General features: G+C 36.9%; 16 protein-coding genes and 1 pseudogene. 2 read left to right on the top strand and 15 right to left on the bottom strand.

Annotation, left to right across the window (positions count from 1 at the left end; genetic code table 11):
- Positions 1–161: 161 nt before the first annotated feature.
- The 10 genes from G440_RS0112205 to G440_RS0112155 all read right to left on the bottom strand — a co-directional run bounded on the left by G440_RS0112205 (position 162) and on the right by G440_RS0112155 (position 9465).
- On the bottom strand, positions 162–944 hold the full coding sequence (locus G440_RS0112205) for a hypothetical protein (protein ID WP_026451565.1): 783 nt from the start codon (positions 942–944) through the stop codon (positions 162–164).
- A 314-nt stretch (positions 945–1258) separates the two neighbouring features.
- Positions 1259–2161: a DMT family transporter gene (locus G440_RS0112200; protein ID WP_026451564.1), complete on the bottom strand. Its 903-nt coding sequence runs from the start codon at positions 2159–2161 to the stop codon at positions 1259–1261.
- A 203-nt stretch (positions 2162–2364) separates the two neighbouring features.
- Complete coding sequence (locus tag G440_RS0112195) at positions 2365–3657, bottom strand: T9SS type A sorting domain-containing protein (RefSeq protein WP_026451563.1); 1293 nt, start codon at positions 3655–3657, stop codon at positions 2365–2367.
- A gap of 417 nt (positions 3658–4074) precedes the next feature.
- Positions 4075–4491, bottom strand: coding sequence for a VOC family protein (locus G440_RS0112190; protein WP_026451562.1), 417 nt, complete (start codon positions 4489–4491; stop codon positions 4075–4077).
- A 197-nt stretch (positions 4492–4688) separates the two neighbouring features.
- A complete protein-coding gene (locus G440_RS0112185) occupies positions 4689–5114 on the bottom strand; it encodes a VOC family protein (protein WP_026451561.1) in 426 nt (141 codons plus the stop codon).
- Positions 5115–5738: 624 nt separating this feature from the next.
- Complete coding sequence (locus G440_RS0112175; RefSeq protein WP_026451559.1) at positions 5739–6143, bottom strand: DUF6326 family protein; 405 nt, start codon at positions 6141–6143, stop codon at positions 5739–5741.
- Positions 6144–6210: 67 nt separating this feature from the next.
- The gene (locus tag G440_RS20750) at positions 6211–6684 is read right to left on the bottom strand and encodes an alpha/beta hydrolase (RefSeq protein ID WP_281170770.1); all 474 of its coding nucleotides are present in this window, start codon (positions 6682–6684) and stop codon (positions 6211–6213) included.
- A gap of 243 nt (positions 6685–6927) precedes the next feature.
- Positions 6928–7680 carry a DJ-1/PfpI family protein gene (locus G440_RS0112165; protein ID WP_026451558.1) on the bottom strand — a complete coding sequence of 251 codons (753 nt, stop codon included), beginning with the start codon at positions 7678–7680 and terminating at the stop codon, positions 6928–6930.
- Positions 7681–7709: 29 nt separating this feature from the next.
- The gene (locus G440_RS0112160) at positions 7710–8300 is read right to left on the bottom strand and encodes an HD domain-containing protein (RefSeq protein WP_026451557.1); all 591 of its coding nucleotides are present in this window, start codon (positions 8298–8300) and stop codon (positions 7710–7712) included.
- A 385-nt stretch (positions 8301–8685) separates the two neighbouring features.
- The gene (locus tag G440_RS0112155) at positions 8686–9465 is read right to left on the bottom strand and encodes a glucose 1-dehydrogenase (protein WP_026451556.1); all 780 of its coding nucleotides are present in this window, start codon (positions 9463–9465) and stop codon (positions 8686–8688) included.
- A gap of 436 nt (positions 9466–9901) precedes the next feature.
- On the opposite strand from G440_RS0112155, the gene G440_RS0112150 reads away from it, so the two are divergent.
- Entirely contained in the window at positions 9902–11989 is a 2088-nt protein-coding gene (locus tag G440_RS0112150; protein WP_026451555.1) for an alanine/glycine:cation symporter family protein, read from the top strand.
- A gap of 311 nt (positions 11990–12300) precedes the next feature.
- On the opposite strand, the gene G440_RS0112140 is transcribed toward G440_RS0112150, so the two are convergent.
- The 5 genes and pseudogenes from G440_RS0112140 to G440_RS21410 form a co-directional block, all read right to left on the bottom strand.
- Positions 12301–13932 (bottom strand): FAD-dependent oxidoreductase, encoded by a 1632-nt coding sequence (locus G440_RS0112140; RefSeq protein WP_026451553.1) that lies wholly within the window; start codon positions 13930–13932, stop codon positions 12301–12303.
- Positions 13933–13971: 39 nt separating this feature from the next.
- Positions 13972–15318 carry a serine hydrolase domain-containing protein gene (locus G440_RS0112135; protein ID WP_034259453.1) on the bottom strand — a complete coding sequence of 449 codons (1347 nt, stop codon included), beginning with the start codon at positions 15316–15318 and terminating at the stop codon, positions 13972–13974.
- A 41-nt stretch (positions 15319–15359) separates the two neighbouring features.
- Positions 15360–16616, bottom strand: coding sequence for a serine hydrolase domain-containing protein (locus tag G440_RS0112130; RefSeq protein WP_051285350.1), 1257 nt, complete (start codon positions 16614–16616; stop codon positions 15360–15362).
- 324 nt (positions 16617–16940) lie between these two features.
- A complete protein-coding gene (locus G440_RS0112125; protein ID WP_026451550.1) occupies positions 16941–17156 on the bottom strand; it encodes a hypothetical protein in 216 nt (71 codons plus the stop codon).
- A gap of 94 nt (positions 17157–17250) precedes the next feature.
- Positions 17251–17391, bottom strand: a pseudogene (locus G440_RS21410) (amidohydrolase family protein); the annotation flags it as partial.
- A gap of 509 nt (positions 17392–17900) precedes the next feature.
- Here G440_RS21410 and G440_RS0112120 point away from each other — a divergent pair.
- On the top strand, positions 17901–18641 hold the full coding sequence (locus G440_RS0112120; RefSeq protein ID WP_026451549.1) for an SDR family NAD(P)-dependent oxidoreductase: 741 nt from the start codon (positions 17901–17903) through the stop codon (positions 18639–18641).
- Positions 18642–18697 lie beyond the last annotated feature (56 nt).

Here is an 18697-nt window from a genome sequence, read left to right as displayed (position 1 = left end):
TCATTAACTCAGTGAAAATGCTGGTTTGGAAGTGCCTCTTTCAGCAGTTAAAGGATAATTTGCCGATGCTAAGAAAACCTATTTTAAAATAATGAAACAAGTGTTTGGGTAACCAAATTATTTAATGTTGTTTAGGTTTTTTGGTTAGTAACTTTACAATCCTACTTTCCTACATTATCTATCCATTTATAAAAATCTTCTCTGGTGACGTTTTCAACACTCGTTTCTATGGTAGGCATCATTTTATACAAATCTAAATCCACCCAGTCTGTTAGTTTTAATAAACCTTTGTTTTCTCGCAAGGTTAGTTGCTCTTCATTGTAAAATAGCCCCATATCATCTCCAGAATACATAACTCTGGTTTTGACCAATATTTTATTTAAACTAAACTTTATTTCTTCTATACTTTCCAACATAATGAAATACTTGTTATGAGATTTATCACTAGAAAGGTTTTTAACTCGTTCTTTACTGTACCTCGCATTATTACTGACCAGTGAGTTGAAATTCTCAAGATCAAACTTGAAATAGCCTTCCTCATATTGTCTTAAATTTTCTTCGTCAGATAGTTCTAAGGAAGTATAAAATGTTTTTACAAAATGATTGATTCTAGCAAAACGACTCAAGGAATCCAATTTCATTCTTAATATATTATTAGAATCTGTTAAAGCAACTATGGAGTCGGTTAGCTTGGTCTTGGTTGCATCATAATCTAATGTTAAATCTGCTAGCTGTGTTTTGAGCTGCGTATTTAAATCTTTACCCTCCGAAACCTCTACAGTAAGACTTGAGATTGTTGCGGTATTTTCCTTATACTTATTCGTTAGTGATGTTGAATCTGCTTGAAGTCTTAAAACAGTTGATCGAAGTTCTTTCTTATTTTGACCAAATACATAATTACAGAAGAGGTTCAATATTACTAACAATATCAGACTATTTTTCATAATGAACATTTTTTATTGTTTGATAAAGCTAGAGGTACCTTCACAACATGGAGGAATTTAATTCTATCCATGCTACATAATTTCGGTGAAAAATTTTTCAAAATTCTTAAGAAAACTCACCTCAACAGCAAAAAGCGGAGAGAAAGTTAAATTAACTGGGGAGACTGAAGCATAAAGCTTTAATTCAAATATATTAAAAAACTTTATTCCTTAAAATATTTTTCTTGATAATTTAAGACCTATTGGGCTCATTAAATATTTTTTTAGACTTTAGAAAGCGAAATTGAGTTGATACAATTCGTATTTCAATTTTCTTATTTCAACTTTATGCTTCGCTCCTTCTTCTTTTCCTGAATAAAGTAAACACCAATTAAAACTAAAATGCCACCAAGCGCATACCAAAGCGTAAATATTTCCCCATCTAATATTCCCCAAAAAACAGCTATCACAGGAATTAAAAGTGAAATTGTACTGGCAAAGACTGCCGAAGTATCTTGAACAAGTTTAAAAAACAGAAACATGACCAAAGTGGTACTAACCACGGTTAGGAAAACTAAATAGCCTAAAGATTCAAGCGTTTCTGTTTGGGAATAATCAATTTCAGTAAAGAAGCCTGAGAACAATAAGATTATAAGCGATGGGATCATCCAGATGGCATATATGGAACTCGCCAATTCTGTTGATTTTATATGCATCAATTTCTTTTCAATAATTAGTGCGGAAACGGCGTATAATGCAGAACCAATAATCAATAATACCGTGTAAAAATAATGACTCTCGCTACTATCTGAATCTGATGTGTACACCAAAATCAAAGCTCCCACAAAACCAATTACAGCCCCGAGATATTGAATGGTTTTACTTCGTATTCCAAAAAGAAGCACCCCTAATATCAAAGTAAAAATAGGGTCCAACGCATTGATAATCCCTGCCAAGGAACTGCTCACTTCCCGTTGTGCATAAGGAAAGATAAAAACAACTAAAAAATTACCGAACAAGCCAGATAAGGCAATCCAAAAAATATCCTTCTTAGTCATTCTCCGCATGGCCGGAAATCCAATAAAGGCTAAAAGCAACCCTGAAAGTCCAGCGCGAAATGCACCAATCTGATACGGATCAAAAACCGGCAACGTCTTTTTTATCAGAATGAAGGATGATCCCCAAGTGATGGAGATAATGATAAGTAGAAAGATTTTATTCTGGAGAATTTGCTTCATCTTGTTTAATTAAATTGAAGCTGACAATATTAAGACTTTTAGAGAGACAAGCGTTTTATTCTGTGAAATTAAAAGATAGGTTGGAGTAAAAAAAGCTCACAAATTTATTTCTAAATCTGTAAGCTTTTAAATATAATGGTAGAAATTAAAAATGAAAAGAGTTGTTTTTCCCTTTCAAGTTCAACCTAATTTTGTAATTGCACTTATTCAACAATAAATTTCCCAGAGGCTTTAGAACCTTCGGTTACAATGCTATAAAGGTAAACCCCGGAAGCCCAAGTTTCCGTAGAAACAGAAATCGTATTGTTTTCCTCATTGCCGATCGTTTTATTGTATTGTACTCTTCCCAAAGCATCAGTAATTCTCAATGACCCCTGATTTTCTTGATCTTGTGGGAATTGTAGCATTACAAAGTCTTTTGCTGGATTGGGATATAAAACTGGCTGCAGTGAGGCCGATATTTCGTTTATATTTAGCTCTGCAGGCACTGGGGCTTTAAAAACCCCACCAACTCCGTCAATAGGTGAAAAAACACCGCAATACATAGTTTCTCCGTCAAACACCAAATTCATTGGAGTACCATAAAGATTAAGTCCAGGTATAGGCTCGAAAGCTGGAAAATCTTCACGATATTCAATCCAAGTTGCTCCTTGATCTACTGTATAAAGAATAGCTTCACTTACATGGCCCATAAAAAAGGCACCGTGGTAGTATTCCATAAATCGAACACTTGTTGATGCACCATCAGGAAGCGGCATAACTTCCCAGTTTTGAAAATCTGTTGTATAACGAATCCCGTCAGGAATGCCATCTGCATTGTAAATAACATAAAAGACATCATCAACTATAAGGGAACTATTTCCATACCATCTATCATCCACCTGCGCCCACAAATCTGCAGTTTCGTCATATACCCAGATGCCAAATGCACCAATATTATATAATTGGTCATGGTATGAATGCAAGTTATAAGTCCATTGACCTCCGTCTATCGGATTATCTACATCCCAAAGAGATTCCTGGTCAGTAAGGTTCCACGTGACGCCTTCATCTTCGCTATAGACAACACCAAAATTAAATACAGACGCATAAATCCGTCCGTTATGGTATTCCATGGCATAAATAGGGTCATCCACCGTTAATCCTGGGAGCACGTTGCCAAAGTTGACATTAGCCCAGGTTTCCCCATTATCATGAGAAATAGCCACATTACCTTCAACGCCGCCCATATAAATGCTTTCATCTTTTACAACATGAGCAGTGTAAGCATAATCTGTTGCCGAGGTTTTTACCCAAGAATCTCCCTGATCTTGAGAAAGGTAAATTCCACCCAATTCAGGATACATATCATCTGCCGCAATTAAATTTCCATTTTCGGCTTTAGCTAATGCCCAGGTGGCTTTGGTGAATCCAGTAGATTCCCACTGCGCCGTAAGGACTGAGGAGTTTAGGCACATAAGTACCACAAATAAAAAAAGTAAAGTTTTTGTTTTCATAAGATTTAGGTTTTTTGTTATCGAATTCTAAGGGTTAGTTTTTTATAAAGTATTGAAATTGTAGAATTCGATTGCTAACTTAACTAATTATTGGAATAATTAAGGGATAGGTTTTGGGTTTTTATTCAATCTAAAACGAGAACATTGATTTTCGTTTGAAGTGAACCCGATTCCAAGAATAACTGAAGCCGATTCTAAATAAGGAAATGTTTAAATTGATGTAAAGGTGGGTTAGAAAGATAGATCGTGAAAAGCCCATTATAGCCTGTATTGCTTTTTAATCGGGAAGATCCATAAGTACCGGCACTTCCACTCCACTCCTAAGAACTGTGATGCGTGCGATTCGTTTCTATTTATGTCCGCAGCCTTATGTTCAATTTGGTACTTGGATTTCCCGCTCAGCTTAGTTTAAAGCTACTAGTTATTATAGTCTTTTTCTACTAGTCGTTTTGAAATCCACCAATAATTTCCGCTTGGGTCTATTATTCCTGATTGTCGATCTTCATAATCCATATCGGCTGGTTCGAATTCAACCTTCGCTCCATTTTCGACCGCTCTTTTATGCATTTCATCAACATCAGCTACATAAAGATAAAAGGCAGTACGCATATTTAAAAATTGTCCTCTTGCTTGACTTATCATAAAGCAGGAACCCCCAATTTTTAAAATTACGTTGGCAATGTCGCCATTCTTTGGATTGGTGGAACGATTGATTTCTTCTGCATAGAATGCGTTCTTTAGAAAACCAATTAACTCTTTTGGGTTTTCCACGAATAAATATCCGTTTACAGTTCCAAATCCTTCTGGTCGGTAGGTATTATAGATTTTGTTCATCGTCGAGATTTTTTTAACTTCATGGCAACTTTAGCTAGGCGTTCGTTTTTTGCTTCCATTACATTCGTCACATCATATTAACAAAGACTTACACTAATTTTACTTAACTTTTCGCTAACTGGATTTTCCGACTGTTGCTTTAAATTCAAGTAAAATCTTCTTGTTTCAATAAATTCTTTAGCATTCGTAATTAGCGACTACGCATTCTTTAGCTTCTCTATGTCGAATTTTTGCATTTTCATATAAGCCTCCATCACATTATTTGCTTTCTCGGGATTACTTAAAAGTTCTGGTAAAATTGTCGGAACAATCTGCCACGAAACACCGAATTTGTCTTTTAACCAACCACAATTTCCCTCTTTTCCACCATCTGAAGTTAAATTTTCCCATAGATGGTCAATTTCTTCTTGTGTTTCGCAATCAACTACAAGAGATATAGCCTCGTTAAACTTGAATTGAGGTCCTCCATTTAATCCCATAAACTTCTTAGCGTTTAATTCGAAGATTACTACAGTTTGGTTGTCCGATATAATTTTTGAGTTTTTAAATACCGAACAATAAAATTTTGCTGCTTCCTGTGCTTTTCCGTCAAACCACAAACAAGGATAAATTTGATTTAGCATTTCTTTTCATTTTGATTATTTCAAATTTAGAAAACTTAATCCCAAAATAAATTGTCATAGGACATTATTTTATCGTTTTCAATCATCAATATTTTAAATGTCTTGATTATTCTTTTTCTTTGTTGAATGATTACGAATAGAAATACACATTGATAAATCAAAGCATTTAATAATGCGCCAAATGGGATATCATATAATATATCTAGCAATATTATATTTAGGAAAATTGGTGTAAGTAACAGCGCTCCGAGTAATTTTGTTTTCCGGAATACCAATAAAATTGCGCCTATTATTTGTAAACTACCAATTATAATAGGATATTCCCTTGTGGTTCCAAAAAACGCCCACATAATTTCAAATTTGCTCGCGTCTCTGATTGATACGTCAAGTAATTTAGAGCCTTCAAATTGCCTAATTTTTGCAATTCCATACACAAGAATAAAAAAGGCTGTCCAAATGCGAATTGCATTTTCAAAATATCCAATACAAACTTTTTCTTGAGTTTCACACTTCTAATTTATTTATGAATTTTAAAATTTAATGCTGTTTTTAAATGTTAAACAACTTGTGGATATATCTAACCCAATCTCGCCATTTAAATCAATTGCTGTAGTTCACTTTGGTCTACTTTTTTTTCTGCCATTTCCAGGCATACCAGACAATTAAACCAGTAATCATACTTTCCAAAAATCCCAGAAAAACATAAAAGCTATACCATTCAGTCATTGAATTTACTGCTATAAATAACATAATTAAGGTAAATACTGTTCCGAAAATAATATTTAAAAACCGATTTAATTTTGGTTTTAGTACTATAGATGCGCCAACCATTAATGCAGGAATTGCCAGAACTATTGAGGCTATTAATAACTTAGTTGGACTGTCTAAACCATTTACACCAGTAATTAAACTGTTCACTTTATCTGGTGTATAAAGCTCGAAATAGTCTCCATATAAATAACAAAAGGTTGCCGAAGCCCACAATGCAGCGAGTTTGATTTTGATGTTTACTTTTGGATTTTCTAACACTGGAGCTTGATTGTAATTGGTTTATAATAAGGACGATTCATCCGAAACTTTGTTACAAGCACTATTTTTATTCCACTCTTTTTAGATATTCCGCCCATTTTCCAATTCCAACAGATGCTGATATTTCTGCATTATTTTGATGGTCGGCATTTTTGGTAAATTCCGAATACCATACCAATTGGTCATTTTCATTTTTACTCAAGATTTTTGTCATTTCATTAAATCCGTTTTTCATTTTTTCATTTTCCTTGTCTCCCATACTCAAATACAGAAACGAGTTCAAATTCTCGTTTGTATGAAGAAAATCAGAAACCTTTTTTATAATTAAATTATCTTCTCTCCAAAATGCTGGACTAAAACAAAACCGGCCTTTAAACAAATCAGGTTTATAAAGCAAAGAGTACATTACTAAAAGTCCGCCTCTTGAATTCCCCGCAAGGGAACGAGTTTTAGAAGCTGAATAATTTTGCTCGACAAAAGGAAAAAGCTCATTCTCCATAAACGATAAAAATTGGTCTCCTGCTCCAAGACCTGGTGACAGGAGTTATCCCAAGTTCGTCCAAAAACGGCTAAAAAACGAGGCGGAAAGTATCGTTTTGTCTTTTTAGGCTAAAGTGACTGGCTATCAATATGGATCATCCTTTTTAAAAAACTCAAATCTTGTCTATTTTTCTGGCCTGAGGAAAAAACAAAGCCGCTTAAAGCGGCTTATATAGCATCGATATTTATGGAATTATGGGATGTGCAACGGTTACCGGTGTTGCACACAGTACGTATTCTTCAATTATTCTTTCCAGTTTTGAAGTCGGTCGAGATATAGATAACTTTCTACAAATTTTCTATGATCAGGACTTGTCATTTTTTCCACTAAATTCAAGGCAGAAATATAACTCGCTAAATTTCCATTTGAGGAACTGAATTTTCCGTCCTCAACAAAAGTTACCAAACTATCGTCTTCCACTTTTAAATTCGGATAATCTTTCTGTAATTGTTCGCCACCACCAATCCACGTAACAATTTTGTGTCCGTCCGCAATTCCCGATTTTCCGATTAGTTGCGCTCCTGCACAATTGCTCACAGTATATTTAGTTTCTTTATTTTTTTCCTTTATAAAATTCACAATCTTTTCGTTATGGACTTGAGCATACATATCATAGGCACTTGGTACAAAAAGAGCAGTCAATTTTGGGCAATTCTCAAAAGTATAATCTGGAACGAAATGCATTCCTTCTTCCGTTGTTATTGGATTATCAGTTTCGGCTATTGAAATAACGTTAAAAAGTTGATTTCCATCTTCTGTCGGTTTTGCGAAAACATCGGAAGTTGCGATTACTTCGCTTTGTAAAACTCCGTTATACATTAAAAGTCCTATTGTAGGCAATTCTGGATTAAACGGTTTTAGATGTTTTGTAAGCGTATCCGTTTTCACTTCGGTTTTTGTGAATTCGGGGTTTTCTATTTTCGTTTTTGATTTGTCCGTGTTACAACCCGTTAAAAGAATTGCAAAAATCATTGTAATGATTCCTAATTTTCTCATTGTTTTCTGTTATTGTTTTTAAGTATAATTTATTTCTTTAAAATACCTTTTTGGACACTATCATTGATTAGGTTTTCGGCAAATTTCCATAATTTTTTCGAACCATTTTTAATTACTTTTTTCTTATCGTAAACTGTTTGATATTTAACTCCAAATTCTTTCCAAGTTCCACCATCATTTGATGTATTCTGAAGCAAAGGTTCAAGTCTGTCCATAGACCTTGCAAATTTCGCTTCGTTGGATATTCCTTCTTCAAACTCAATCCAAATTTTGATAAAATCCTCTGCTTGCTCTTTTGGTAAAATTCCAAAAATCCGTTGGGCTGCTTTTAGTTCTTCTTCAGTATTTTCGTGGTTTTTATTTTGGTCGTAAATAAACGTGTCTCCTGCATCTATTTCAACTATATCGTGAATTAAGACCATTTTTATGACCTTTAATAAGTCAATTTCATAATCTGAATGTTCGCTTAAAACAATTGCCATCATCGCTAAATGCCAACTATGTTCTGCATCATTTTCTTGTCTGTCACTATTAAATAATTTTGTTCGTCTTTGAATATATTTTATTTTGTCAATTTCTTTTATAAAATCAATTTGCTTTAATAATTTTTCGGTTACCATTGTGTTTTTTTGTATTGTGAGCAACATACAGATATAACCAACCTTATGTAGTATATATCGCAAGTATGTTTTTCATTTTTCAGTTTCCAATAAAATTCCCGGGTAGAAATAAGCTTCAAGCTTACCTTCAAATATATCAATTAACCTTATTCCATTAAAATTTTACTTAAGAGAAAAAGCCAAACCACAAAAAAAGCCATCCCAAAATTGCTTTCGAGACAGCTTTTGAAATGACGTAAGACGGAAGGACACTTCGACAAGCTCAGTGCAGCGCGTAAGACGTAGGACTAGAGGATGTAAGACTCGTGGAACATTAAAATTTCTCTTATGTCGTATGTCATACGTCCTCCAGTTGTAAGTCCTATCGTCTTATGTCCATTTTACACTACATATCCAAAGTCTGCTCTCCCCCGCCATTTACAAAAATAACTTGGCCACTGGTCCAGCTTGAAATTGGTGCTGCAAAATATAATACGGCGCCAGCAATATCTTCCGCTTCTCCAAGTCTGTGGATCGGTGTATGCTTTAGCATTGCTTTTTCCAATTCTGGAGTAAGCACAGTACTCAACGCGTGTGTTCTTGTTGCTCCAGGCCCGATGGCGTTGATACGGATATTATCTGGGCCATAATCAAAGGCCAAATTACGTGTCATATGGTTGATCGCTGCTTTTGAAGATGCATAAGCACTAATAGCAGGACTCTTGTTAATGGAAGCCATTGAAGACATATTGATAATACTTCCGTAACCGGCTTTTTTCATATGTGGAGCCACTAATTGGCAAAGACGCCACATACTAAAAACGTTCATTTCAAAGACTTTTTTAAATTGGGCTACCTCAATATCGTACGGACTTTCTTTTCCTGCGCCACCGCCACCAACGTTGTTTACTAAGATCTCGATGCTACCAAATTTTTCAACAGTTTTATCTACTAAATTAATAAGCGCATCGTCTTCAAGTACATTACAATCTATCGCGATTGATGTTCCGCCATTATCGTTTATTGCTTTTGAAGTTTCCTTAGCCGCATCCAGATTATAATCTGAAACAACGACATTTGCTCCATAAGCAGCTAGCATCTCGCAGCAAGCTTTTCCTATTCCGCCTGCTCCGCCAGTTACTACTGCCGTTTTTCCTTTTAAATCAAAATGTTTTGAGATATCCATAATATGATGTGTGTTTTAATTACTAATAGTCTCAAAGGTAAGCTTTCCAGCTACGGAATCTGTTGAGACGTCTTAATCTTAAACATAATTTAACAGCTTAAATACATCTAATAATAGCGCTAAAAATAAGCGAGAAAAACAAGGAATTTACAACTAAATTTTTCCAGAACAATAGCGATAAACACAAGAAAACAAAGAAATAGCTTTGGAGAACTCCTACTTATGGCTAAATTGCGATTTTTCGTGAATTATTTAATATAGTCTATAACAATACTTTTAGTATCATTCCTACTTGGAGTAATATTCAGGCTACATAATTTCAAAAAAACATTAATTGAGTAGCCATTTAGTCTTACGTCTTACGTCCAATAGCGCAACGGTCTTAAGTCTTACCCAGATACGATTAATCTAATCTCATAAAACCCAGTAAACCTTAATGATCAAATCACTATTTTTTCTCTTCACTTCATTAATTCTAATAACAACTTCAAATGCTCAAAACAATGGAAATTCCAATGATGAATTATCCATCAATCTAGAATTAAAAAACCCTTCTTCCGAAATCAATGACGCAATCGCCCAAGTACAAGTAGTAGGCGGAACATCTCCATACCAATACAAATGGAGCAATACTTCCACATCTCTAAGATCTAAGGTTTCCACAGGTTTAATTGAAGGGATGCAGCATTCGGTAACGGTAACCGACGCCAACGGAAACACCGTCTCTGAGTCTTTTAATATTCCAGCGGAATCCATCGTAGAGGTTTTTAACAGCAATGTACAACCTGCAGTAGATTTTCTCGGTGCTATTCTGTTTTGGGATCCATTCGCTTCCCTCGGTGTTTACGATCCAGTAGTCTATATTTCTCACGAAGATATTGCTCCCCCACATTCAGATACGGAACACGAGAACTACCTACTTAAAAAATGGTTGGTGCCAGAAGGAGCGCAGATAACCGAAAAGCAAGAGATTGCACTTCTTGAAATTGATGGAGAGGAAACAGTATTACACGCGATCTTTGACGGAAAACTACATCATTTAGTTGCGGAAGGAACACTTATTACCCCAAGCTCCAAGGCATCCTCAGCAGAAGAGCTTAAACTGGGTCGGGTAGATTTTAAAAAACCCCAGCCTCTATTATATCCAAATGGTGAAGTGGTGACCAATACCATTCCCTTTATTGTTATTTGGTTGATCTTGGGCAGTATTTTCTTTACTATTCGATTAAAGTTTATCAATATTCGCGGGTTTCGGCATTCCATTGATTTGGCAAGAGGAAAATATGATGATCCAAATGCGCCGGGAAGCATCACGCACTTTCAGGCTATGGCAACAGCCGTATCGGCAACGGTAGGTTTAGGAAATATTGCCGGGGTTGCCGTGGCAATTTCCCTAGGAGGTGCAGGGGCTACATTTTGGATGTTTATGGCCGGTTTCTTTGGAATGTCGATGAAATTTGCCGAATGTGCCATGGGTGTGAAATATCGGTTTATCGATGCAGACGGACGTGTTTTTGGTGGCCCGATGAACTATTTGAGGTACGGTCTTGAAAAACGAAATCTTAAGCGTTTAGGAAAATTCCTTGCCGCATTTTTTGCGATTTTAGGTGTAGGAGCCTCTTTTGGTGGCGGAAATATGCTACAATCAAACCAGGCATTTAAGATAGTTTCAGAACAAATTCCTATTCTTCAAGGACAAGGTTTCTGGTTCGGAATTGGCTTCGCAACACTTGTTGGGATCGTAATTATTGGTGGAATAAAGAGTATCGCCAAGGTTACCGAAAAAGTTGTGCCCGTTATGGCAATCTTATATATCGTAGGTTGTTTGGTTGTTATTGGTTCTAATATAGAAGGCATCGGAGGTGCATTTTTAGCGATTTTTGAAGGTGCCTTTTCTGCCGATGCATTAAAAGGTGGGTTTATTGGAGTGTTGATTGTTGGTCTGCAACGGGCTGCATTTTCAAGTGAAGCCGGCGTTGGTTCCGCAGCAATTGCCCATAGTCCGGCTAAAACAAATCATCCTATTGCCGATGGATTTACCTCCATCGTTGAACCTTTTATCGATACTATGGTGGTGTGTACTATGACCGCCTTAGTCCTAATCTTTACTGGTAAACACGAAGGGAATCTCGGTATGGGCGGTGTAGAACTTACTTCCGCTGCTTTTGGAAGTGTAGTTTCGTGGTTTCCGGTAGTGCTAGCCATCGCCGTGTTTCTATTTGCATTCTCCACAATGGTTTCTTGGTCTTATTACGGAATGCGTTCTTGGACGTATTTATTCGGACGAAGCAAAAAAGGAGAATTACTATACAAATTTATGTATTTAGGCTTTGTGGTGCTAGGAGCTTCCGTAAGTCTAGGTGCCGTGCTAAGCTTTGCCGATATGATGATTTTGGCAATGTCCTTTCCAAACATCGCTGGATTATACATTCTAGCTCCTGAAATTTATGCAGATATGAATTCTTATCTAGAAAAACTTAAAAAGGGACAATTGTATGTAAGTGAAAAGTTTCGGAAAGCTTGATTTTTAGACTTGAGATGTGAGACGTGAGATGTGAGACTTAAGCGGTAAGACAAAATTATACTTCCTAAAAATGCAATATATTTTAAAGTGAGAATAATGATTTTTAGGGCGTTACCCGCGAAAAGCGGGTCGGGCTATCCGTTCCAAGTCCTCGCTCCCCCGATAAAAATCGGGATCGCTGTGGGCTTTCCACTGCTATCCCTAACGCAAGCTGAAATTAAATATTCAAGCTATAAAGTAACTTGGATGATCAAAATCGCTATGTCGTGCAATTGATATCTAAGGATTTGATAAACATTATCGACAGCTGCCTATTCTTTTTCTTTGTTTTTATGAGGAATTAATTTAGAGAGTGCAGTAAGCCCAGCTAAAATTCCTTCCATTAGTTTATAGCCTTTTGTAGAGGATAAGGTGGCATATTCCATATTTACCTTCCTGTCCATTTTTAAGTAATGATATACCTCCTGAGCGGCTTGTTTTCCGGACATAGATGCTTGTTCCATCGTTGGTATTTTCCATCTTCCGGGAACGCTAACCACTTCCCCAGCTAAATAAACACCTTCCATTTCCGTTTTTGACACTATTTCTTTATCCTCCGCAGAGCGAACGTAAATTTGTGAAAAATCTACCCACCTGTGATCATTATTTTGGAGAATCCCCAGTTCTGCCGTTTCCAAATTTGCGTGTTGCTTCCATTCCTTCGTATATTCTAGATAGATAGGATCAACTACAGCATTATCGACAAGGGGTTTTCTTTCTGCTTCCTCCGTTATTCCCAATTGAAATAGAATTTCGTGTAGGCTTTCTTCGGGGGTGCATTCCATAAATCGTTTCCCATAAAGAGAACCTTCATTAAACGGGGAACTACAGGTTGCAGAGAGATTATAAGGTTTGGATTTTGAAAAATTCACATCTTTCCAAAATCCTTCTTTATGCTGAATTTGAAAAACAATGTTCCAAGGCGCATCAAAACTCAGATTATAGGATTTCCCTTTAAAAGGAACCAAAGCTTCCGGTAAAACTGCCATAGGAAACTGGGATCCAAATGACCATTCATCATCAAAGGGTTTTTTAACCCCTTTTAGCAAACCTACTTTCCACATTGTTTCGTGTGGAACCGCAATGATGCACGCGTCAAATTCATTTTTTTCTAAAATTTCACCCGTTGTCTTGAGTTTTATCTTTTTTGAAGCCGCATCTTGATCAATATTTTCAAAACGAGTATTATAGCTGAATTTTACTCCACGCTCTTCTAATTTTTTAACCAATAGCTCAATCACTTCCGAAGTAGGCCGATTAAAGCAATACGATTTTGAGTGTTTTCCCGGCGGCAGCTGTGGACTCTCGGTCATCGGCAGAAACATCAATACGAAACTGTCCATAATATCCACTGCCTTACTTTCCATCCGCGCACCCGTAAGGATCCCAAACCAGTTGATGATAAACTGTCGCGTATGTTCATCAAAATCATCGATACCGATAACGTCTCCTGCTTTTTGATGGGATTGTTTTTCACGTTCCTCATCAGATGCATTAACGTGATGGGCAATTTTTTTCGCCAAACTCATCATATCGGTCAAGGATAAGTCGAAAGTACTAACCAGCTCCTTAAATGTTTCAAACTTTATGGATTCGGTACGATCTATAGCGACTTTTTTACCCGATTTGCTTTCATAAAAAATGTATTCATCTACGGCGGTTAAAACATCCAACATACCTGCGCGATAAAAAACATCAAAAAGCGCAAAATAGGTAGAACCCAAGGCGCGGATAGAATGTTCTTCAAACCGATTGGTTTTCTTATTAAAATAGCCTTTCATTTTTCCGCCGCAGGAATCACTGGCTTCAATTATAGTAATATCCAATTCTGAATTCTCACTAAGCTCGAAGGCAGAGACCAATCCAGATATACCGCCTCCAACAATTGCTATTTCTTTTTTCATCAATAAATACTTTAAGTTTAAAGATCTAGATTGCTGTTATTATTTTTTCTTCATCAAATAATCCGCAACCGCTTGATACGCCGGCAATGAAGTAGCATCGTTAGCAGCATTGGCAGCAACGGGGTATGAAGCCAGTCGTACAATGACCATTTTGGCTGCCGGATCGATATAGATGGTCTGGCCATAAATGCCACGAGCTGCATAGGCACCGTCTTCATTTTCTGTAATCCACCATAAATTTTTATAAGACCATCCTTTTAGTCCGGGGTGTTCCGATTTTGCAAAATCTTCTTTGCTGGCACCATTCATAATGGTTTCCACCACTTCTTTAGGAAATAGCTGCTCTCCTTTCCAGTTTCCTTTGTTGCGCATCAACTCTCCAAAACGAGCTAAATCTCGAAGTCCGGCACTTAAACCACCTCCAGAAAATGGAATTCCTTTAGCATCGACCATCAAATTAGCTTCCTGCTCCATCCCTATTTTGCTCCATATTCTTTCAGATAACAATTCAGCAATGGATTTTCCGGTAGCACGTGTTATAATCCAGCCGGCAGCCTGTGCATTTACGGTTTTATATTTAAAGGCTTTTCCGTGAGGTCCTTTTTTCTTTACGGTTTCCAAAAAGGCATAATACCCAACTGGTTCTTTATCGCCTTTAGCTTTGATCAACGCATTTCCAGCATCGGAAAACTCCCAAACCTCAGCATCTGGATCAGCATAATCCTCACTGTATTCAACGGATGTAGTCATATCTAATATCTGACGCACCGTGGCATCTTCAAAAGCAGAGTTCTTCAACTCTGGAACATAAAAGGAAGCGGTTTTGGTTTCATCCAATTTCCCTTCAGCAATAAGAATTCCTGCCAAAGTTCCCACAAAAGATTTAGTGACCGAAAACACAGCGTGAACTTTGGTCTCATCCATCGCGCTAAAATAATTTTCATAAACTATTTTCCCATCGTGCAAAATGAGCATCCCGTCGGTGTAGTTTTTTGCAAGCGATTCTTTCCAAGTCATCTTCTCCTTTGCTTCCCAAGGAAGAAAAGTTAGCGAATCTATATTTTTATCCAGCGCATAGTCAAAGGCTTGTGGTGGTGCTAATTTCGGTGTAACTTCCGTTGTAGGCATCAGTTTCCGCATATTTACAACACTCCATCTGAGTTCAGGGAAATGAAGATAAGAACCATCTTTGGCGCTTATGGTTTTATCATTGGAAGGGGGGAAGTCTGCCATCCATCCAAAATTACTGGGTTCACTTTCCTTTGCCGATAAAAAATCTTTTTTGTCTTGAGCCATCAGTTCTACGGTATTAGCAAGTAACATCAACAGCAGAAATATGCCGCTTAAACTACGAGGGGTTTTATTATGTAAGAGTATATTTTTCATAAGAATGATTTTGAAAAATTTATAACTTCCGTTCTTTTCTATTATTTTTTACTCATCAAATAATCCGCCACCGCTTGATAAGCTGGTAAGGAAGTTGCGTCATTCGCTGAATTTGCGGCTATGGGATGCGAAGCGAAACGAACGATAACCATTTCGGCAGCTGGATCTATATAAATGGTCTGTCCGTGAACGCCACGAGCGGCATAGGCTCCATCTTTATTCTCAGTAATCCACCACATATTTCTATACGACCAGCCTTTCAGTCCAGGGTGATTCGATTTTTCAAAAGCTTGCTTGCTCCCTCCTTTCTCGATATCCTTTACCGCTTGAGCCGGAAATAGTTGCTCTCCATTCAAGTTTCCGTGATTTCGAAGCAGTTCGCCAAAACGACCTAAATCACGCATTCCAGCATTAAAACCACCACCGGTAAAGGCAATTCCCTTGCCGTCAACTTGGTAATAAGCGTCTTGCTCCATTCCAAGTTTGCTCCAGATGCGTTCTGAAAGCAATTCATTGACCGATTTCCCAGTTGCTTTTGAAATAATCCATCCCAAAGCATCTGCATTTACGGTTTTATAGCCAAAAGCTTCTCCGTGTTTACCTTCTTTTTTTACCGTTTCTAAATATTCATAATATCCTTCGGGACCTTCGTAATCTTTTGGTTTTGGAAGCGGACTTCCCGCAGCGGAAAAATCCCAGATATCGGCATTCGGATCGGCATAATCTTCACTGTATGCCAAGGCGTTGGTCATATCCATCACTTCCCGCACCGTGGCATCGCCATAAGCTGAGTTTTTAAGTTCGGGAACATAAGTCGGTACCAATTTATTTTCGTCGATTTTTCCTTCTGCAACGAGTATGGCAGCAAGAGTTCCGTTAAAAGATTTTGTCAATGACATTACGCCGTGAACATCATTTTCGGTAAGTTCACTAAAGTATTTTTCGTAAACCACTTTTCCTTTGTGAAGGATAAGCATTCCATCCGTATAGTTTTCCCAAAGGGACTCTTCCCAAGTCATTTTTTTATCGGAATTCCACGGAGTAAAAGTCAGTTCGTCGATATTTTTATCCAAGTTGTATTCCAAAGGATTTGGCGCTCCCAAACCTCTTGAAACATTTATTGTGGGAAGCATTTCGCGCATATGGACGACACTCCAGCGTATTGCCGGAAATTCAAAAAACGAGCCATCGGAAGTGTGAAGTGTTTTATCGGCCAGCGGCGGAAAACCTTGCATCCAACCGAAATTGCTCGGTTCGCTTTCCTTGGCGGAAAGAAATTCTTTTTTGTCTTGTGCCATAAGTTGTACAGTTGAAAAAAACACTAAAAGCAAAAACAGCTTCGAGTGTTTAAAATTGATTTTTTTAGGAAAATTTGATCTAGCGGAATATTCTTTCATAGTCTTTAATTTTATGGGTTTGTCGAAAAGATTAATCCTTGAAAAACTTGCATTAAAAAGCTGCTAAAGCATTTAAGCAAGGAACGCAAAACTGATGTTCCCGATTCGTTTAATAAGGCATTTTCTCAAATTTAAAGAATTAGCCTTTTACTAATAGCTAAAGAAAGTGTAAAATTTGGAATTGGAATTGAAAGACTTTCACCGAGCGACATTAGAATGAATGAATTACACTTTCTGTGCCTTCCCTGCTTGCAGGCCCACGGTAAGTTTATAACAGGCTATTAAAGCCATTAAACCTAAGGAATAATTCCAATCTTCGTTAAGGTCTTGAATAAGCCCAACTACAAATACTCCGATGGCCGCCAAAAAATAACCAATAGATTGCACCAAGCCCGATAGTTCTGCTGCGGTTTCAGAACATTTGCTTTCATAGTTTTCCACTCTTTAAGTGGTCAACCTATATCAGGGACGTACAACGTACATCTTTCCTCTTTCTACTTTCTATTTTCCACTTTCTAATTTCCTTTTTCTCTTCTTACAATTTATATATACTCACCCCCTCTTTGATAGTTTCTACCACTTTAATATCCTTGATTTTTATAGGATCGATAGTAAGCGGATTCTTATCTAAAATAATGAAATCGGCCAATTTCCCTAAGCTTAGGCTGCCTTTGGCCTCTTCCTCAAAAAACTAATAAGTCGTGTGACTCCTTATAGCCCTTAAAACTTGATAAGATGTCGATTTTTCGTCTGCTCTAATGGTTCTTGTAGTTCTCAATAGGCGATTTAATGCTGACCAAACAGTAAATAACGGATCAAGTGGCTTAACGGTTGTTTCGTAATGATTGGACTAAGAAAGAATGCTCGGTTTTCACGTTTTTTTGAGCGCATTTTCATTTAAATAATAAGTTATTATAAAGAAAGACTAAATATTTGCTATAAAAATTAATCTCAAATTCACTTTATCTATCTTTGGGATAAAGAGGTTTTTAATCATAATTTAATAGTGGGTTCGGATTTCAATTTTTTGTTTAGTTCCTTGATAAAAAACCGGTTTGAGTTGGTTAATTGACTAAAAAAAATAAAATGAAGTAGGTATCTTCTGGTGAGCACATTTAACTTCTGAAAGAATGTGCTGGTTTAATATATATAGATAAATGTAAATAATTAGAAAAATTAAATATTATGAAATTGTTAGAAAATAAAGTTGCTATGGTAACGGGCGGTGCACAAGGAATGGGCGCTGCGCATGTACGTAAACTAAACGAAGAAGGTGCAAAAGTTATTATTACAGATATTTTAGAGGAAAAAGGAGAAGCACTTGCCAAAGAACTTGGTGCCAACACTACATTTGTGAAGCTTGATGTTACCGATGCTGGTTCTTGGGAAGAAGCAATCAAAGTAGCTGAATCTGTTTTTGGCCCGGTCGATGTACTTGTTAATAATGCGGGAATCGATATTATGAAACCATTTATAGAATTTAAAGCAGAAGATTTACAAAAGCTTCTAGATGTAAACCTTTTTGGCAACTTTCACGGAATGCAAAAAATCTTGTCATCTATGAAAAAAGCTGGGGGTGGATCCATTGTTAATATTTCTTCACTTGAAGGACTGCGTGGTACGGCTGGAAATTCAATTTATAATGCATCCAAATTTGCTGCTACCGGACTAACAAAAGCAGTGGCCCAAGAGTATGCGGAATATAATATTCGTGTTAATTCTGTCCATCCGGGTGCAATTAAGACCCCCGGAATAGAAGCGGATGATATTAAAGATACCGTACAGAACTATGTTGAAAGAATTCCGATGAAGCGTATAGGCGAAGCAGAAGAAGTTGCAAACCTAGTAGCTTTTTTGGCATCAGATAAATCGAGCTATTCAACTGGGTCAGAGTTTATTTCAGACGGCGGAATTATGGCAACCTAATTTGCCCGAACCTTAGTAGAATGAAAAAATGTTCTTTTTCGTAAATATTGTTACGA

It is taken from the genome of Aequorivita capsosiphonis DSM 23843, assembly GCF_000429125.1.
Lineage (GTDB): Bacteria > Bacteroidota > Bacteroidia > Flavobacteriales > Flavobacteriaceae > Aequorivita > Aequorivita capsosiphonis.
This window is presented reverse-complemented; position numbering and strand designations above follow the sequence as displayed.

What these genes read in the sequence shown, in the direction of transcription:
- G440_RS0112205 (WP_026451565.1), bottom strand. Translation starts at nt 944, where the DNA reads ATGAAAAATAGTCTGATATTGTTAGTAATATTGAACCTCTTCTGTAAT.
- G440_RS0112200 (WP_026451564.1), bottom strand. Translation starts at nt 2,161, where the DNA reads ATGAAGCAAATTCTCCAGAATAAAATCTTTCTACTTATCATTATCTCC.
- G440_RS0112195 (WP_026451563.1), bottom strand. Translation starts at nt 3,657, where the DNA reads ATGAAAACAAAAACTTTACTTTTTTTATTTGTGGTACTTATGTGCCTA.
- G440_RS0112190 (WP_026451562.1), bottom strand. Translation starts at nt 4,491, where the DNA reads ATGAACAAAATCTATAATACCTACCGACCAGAAGGATTTGGAACTGTA.
- G440_RS0112185 (WP_026451561.1), bottom strand. Translation starts at nt 5,114, where the DNA reads ATGCTAAATCAAATTTATCCTTGTTTGTGGTTTGACGGAAAAGCACAG.
- G440_RS0112165 (WP_026451558.1), bottom strand. Translation starts at nt 7,680, where the DNA reads ATGAGAAAATTAGGAATCATTACAATGATTTTTGCAATTCTTTTAACG.
- G440_RS0112160 (WP_026451557.1), bottom strand. Translation starts at nt 8,300, where the DNA reads ATGGTAACCGAAAAATTATTAAAGCAAATTGATTTTATAAAAGAAATT.
- G440_RS0112155 (WP_026451556.1), bottom strand. Translation starts at nt 9,465, where the DNA reads ATGGATATCTCAAAACATTTTGATTTAAAAGGAAAAACGGCAGTAGTA.
- G440_RS0112150 (WP_026451555.1), top strand. Translation starts at nt 9,902, where the DNA reads ATGATCAAATCACTATTTTTTCTCTTCACTTCATTAATTCTAATAACA.
- G440_RS0112140 (WP_026451553.1), bottom strand. Translation starts at nt 13,932, where the DNA reads ATGAAAAAAGAAATAGCAATTGTTGGAGGCGGTATATCTGGATTGGTC.
- G440_RS0112135 (WP_034259453.1), bottom strand. Translation starts at nt 15,318, where the DNA reads ATGAAAAATATACTCTTACATAATAAAACCCCTCGTAGTTTAAGCGGC.
- G440_RS0112130 (WP_051285350.1), bottom strand. Translation starts at nt 16,616, where the DNA reads ATGGCACAAGACAAAAAAGAATTTCTTTCCGCCAAGGAAAGCGAACCG.
- G440_RS0112120 (WP_026451549.1), top strand. Translation starts at nt 17,901, where the DNA reads ATGAAATTGTTAGAAAATAAAGTTGCTATGGTAACGGGCGGTGCACAA.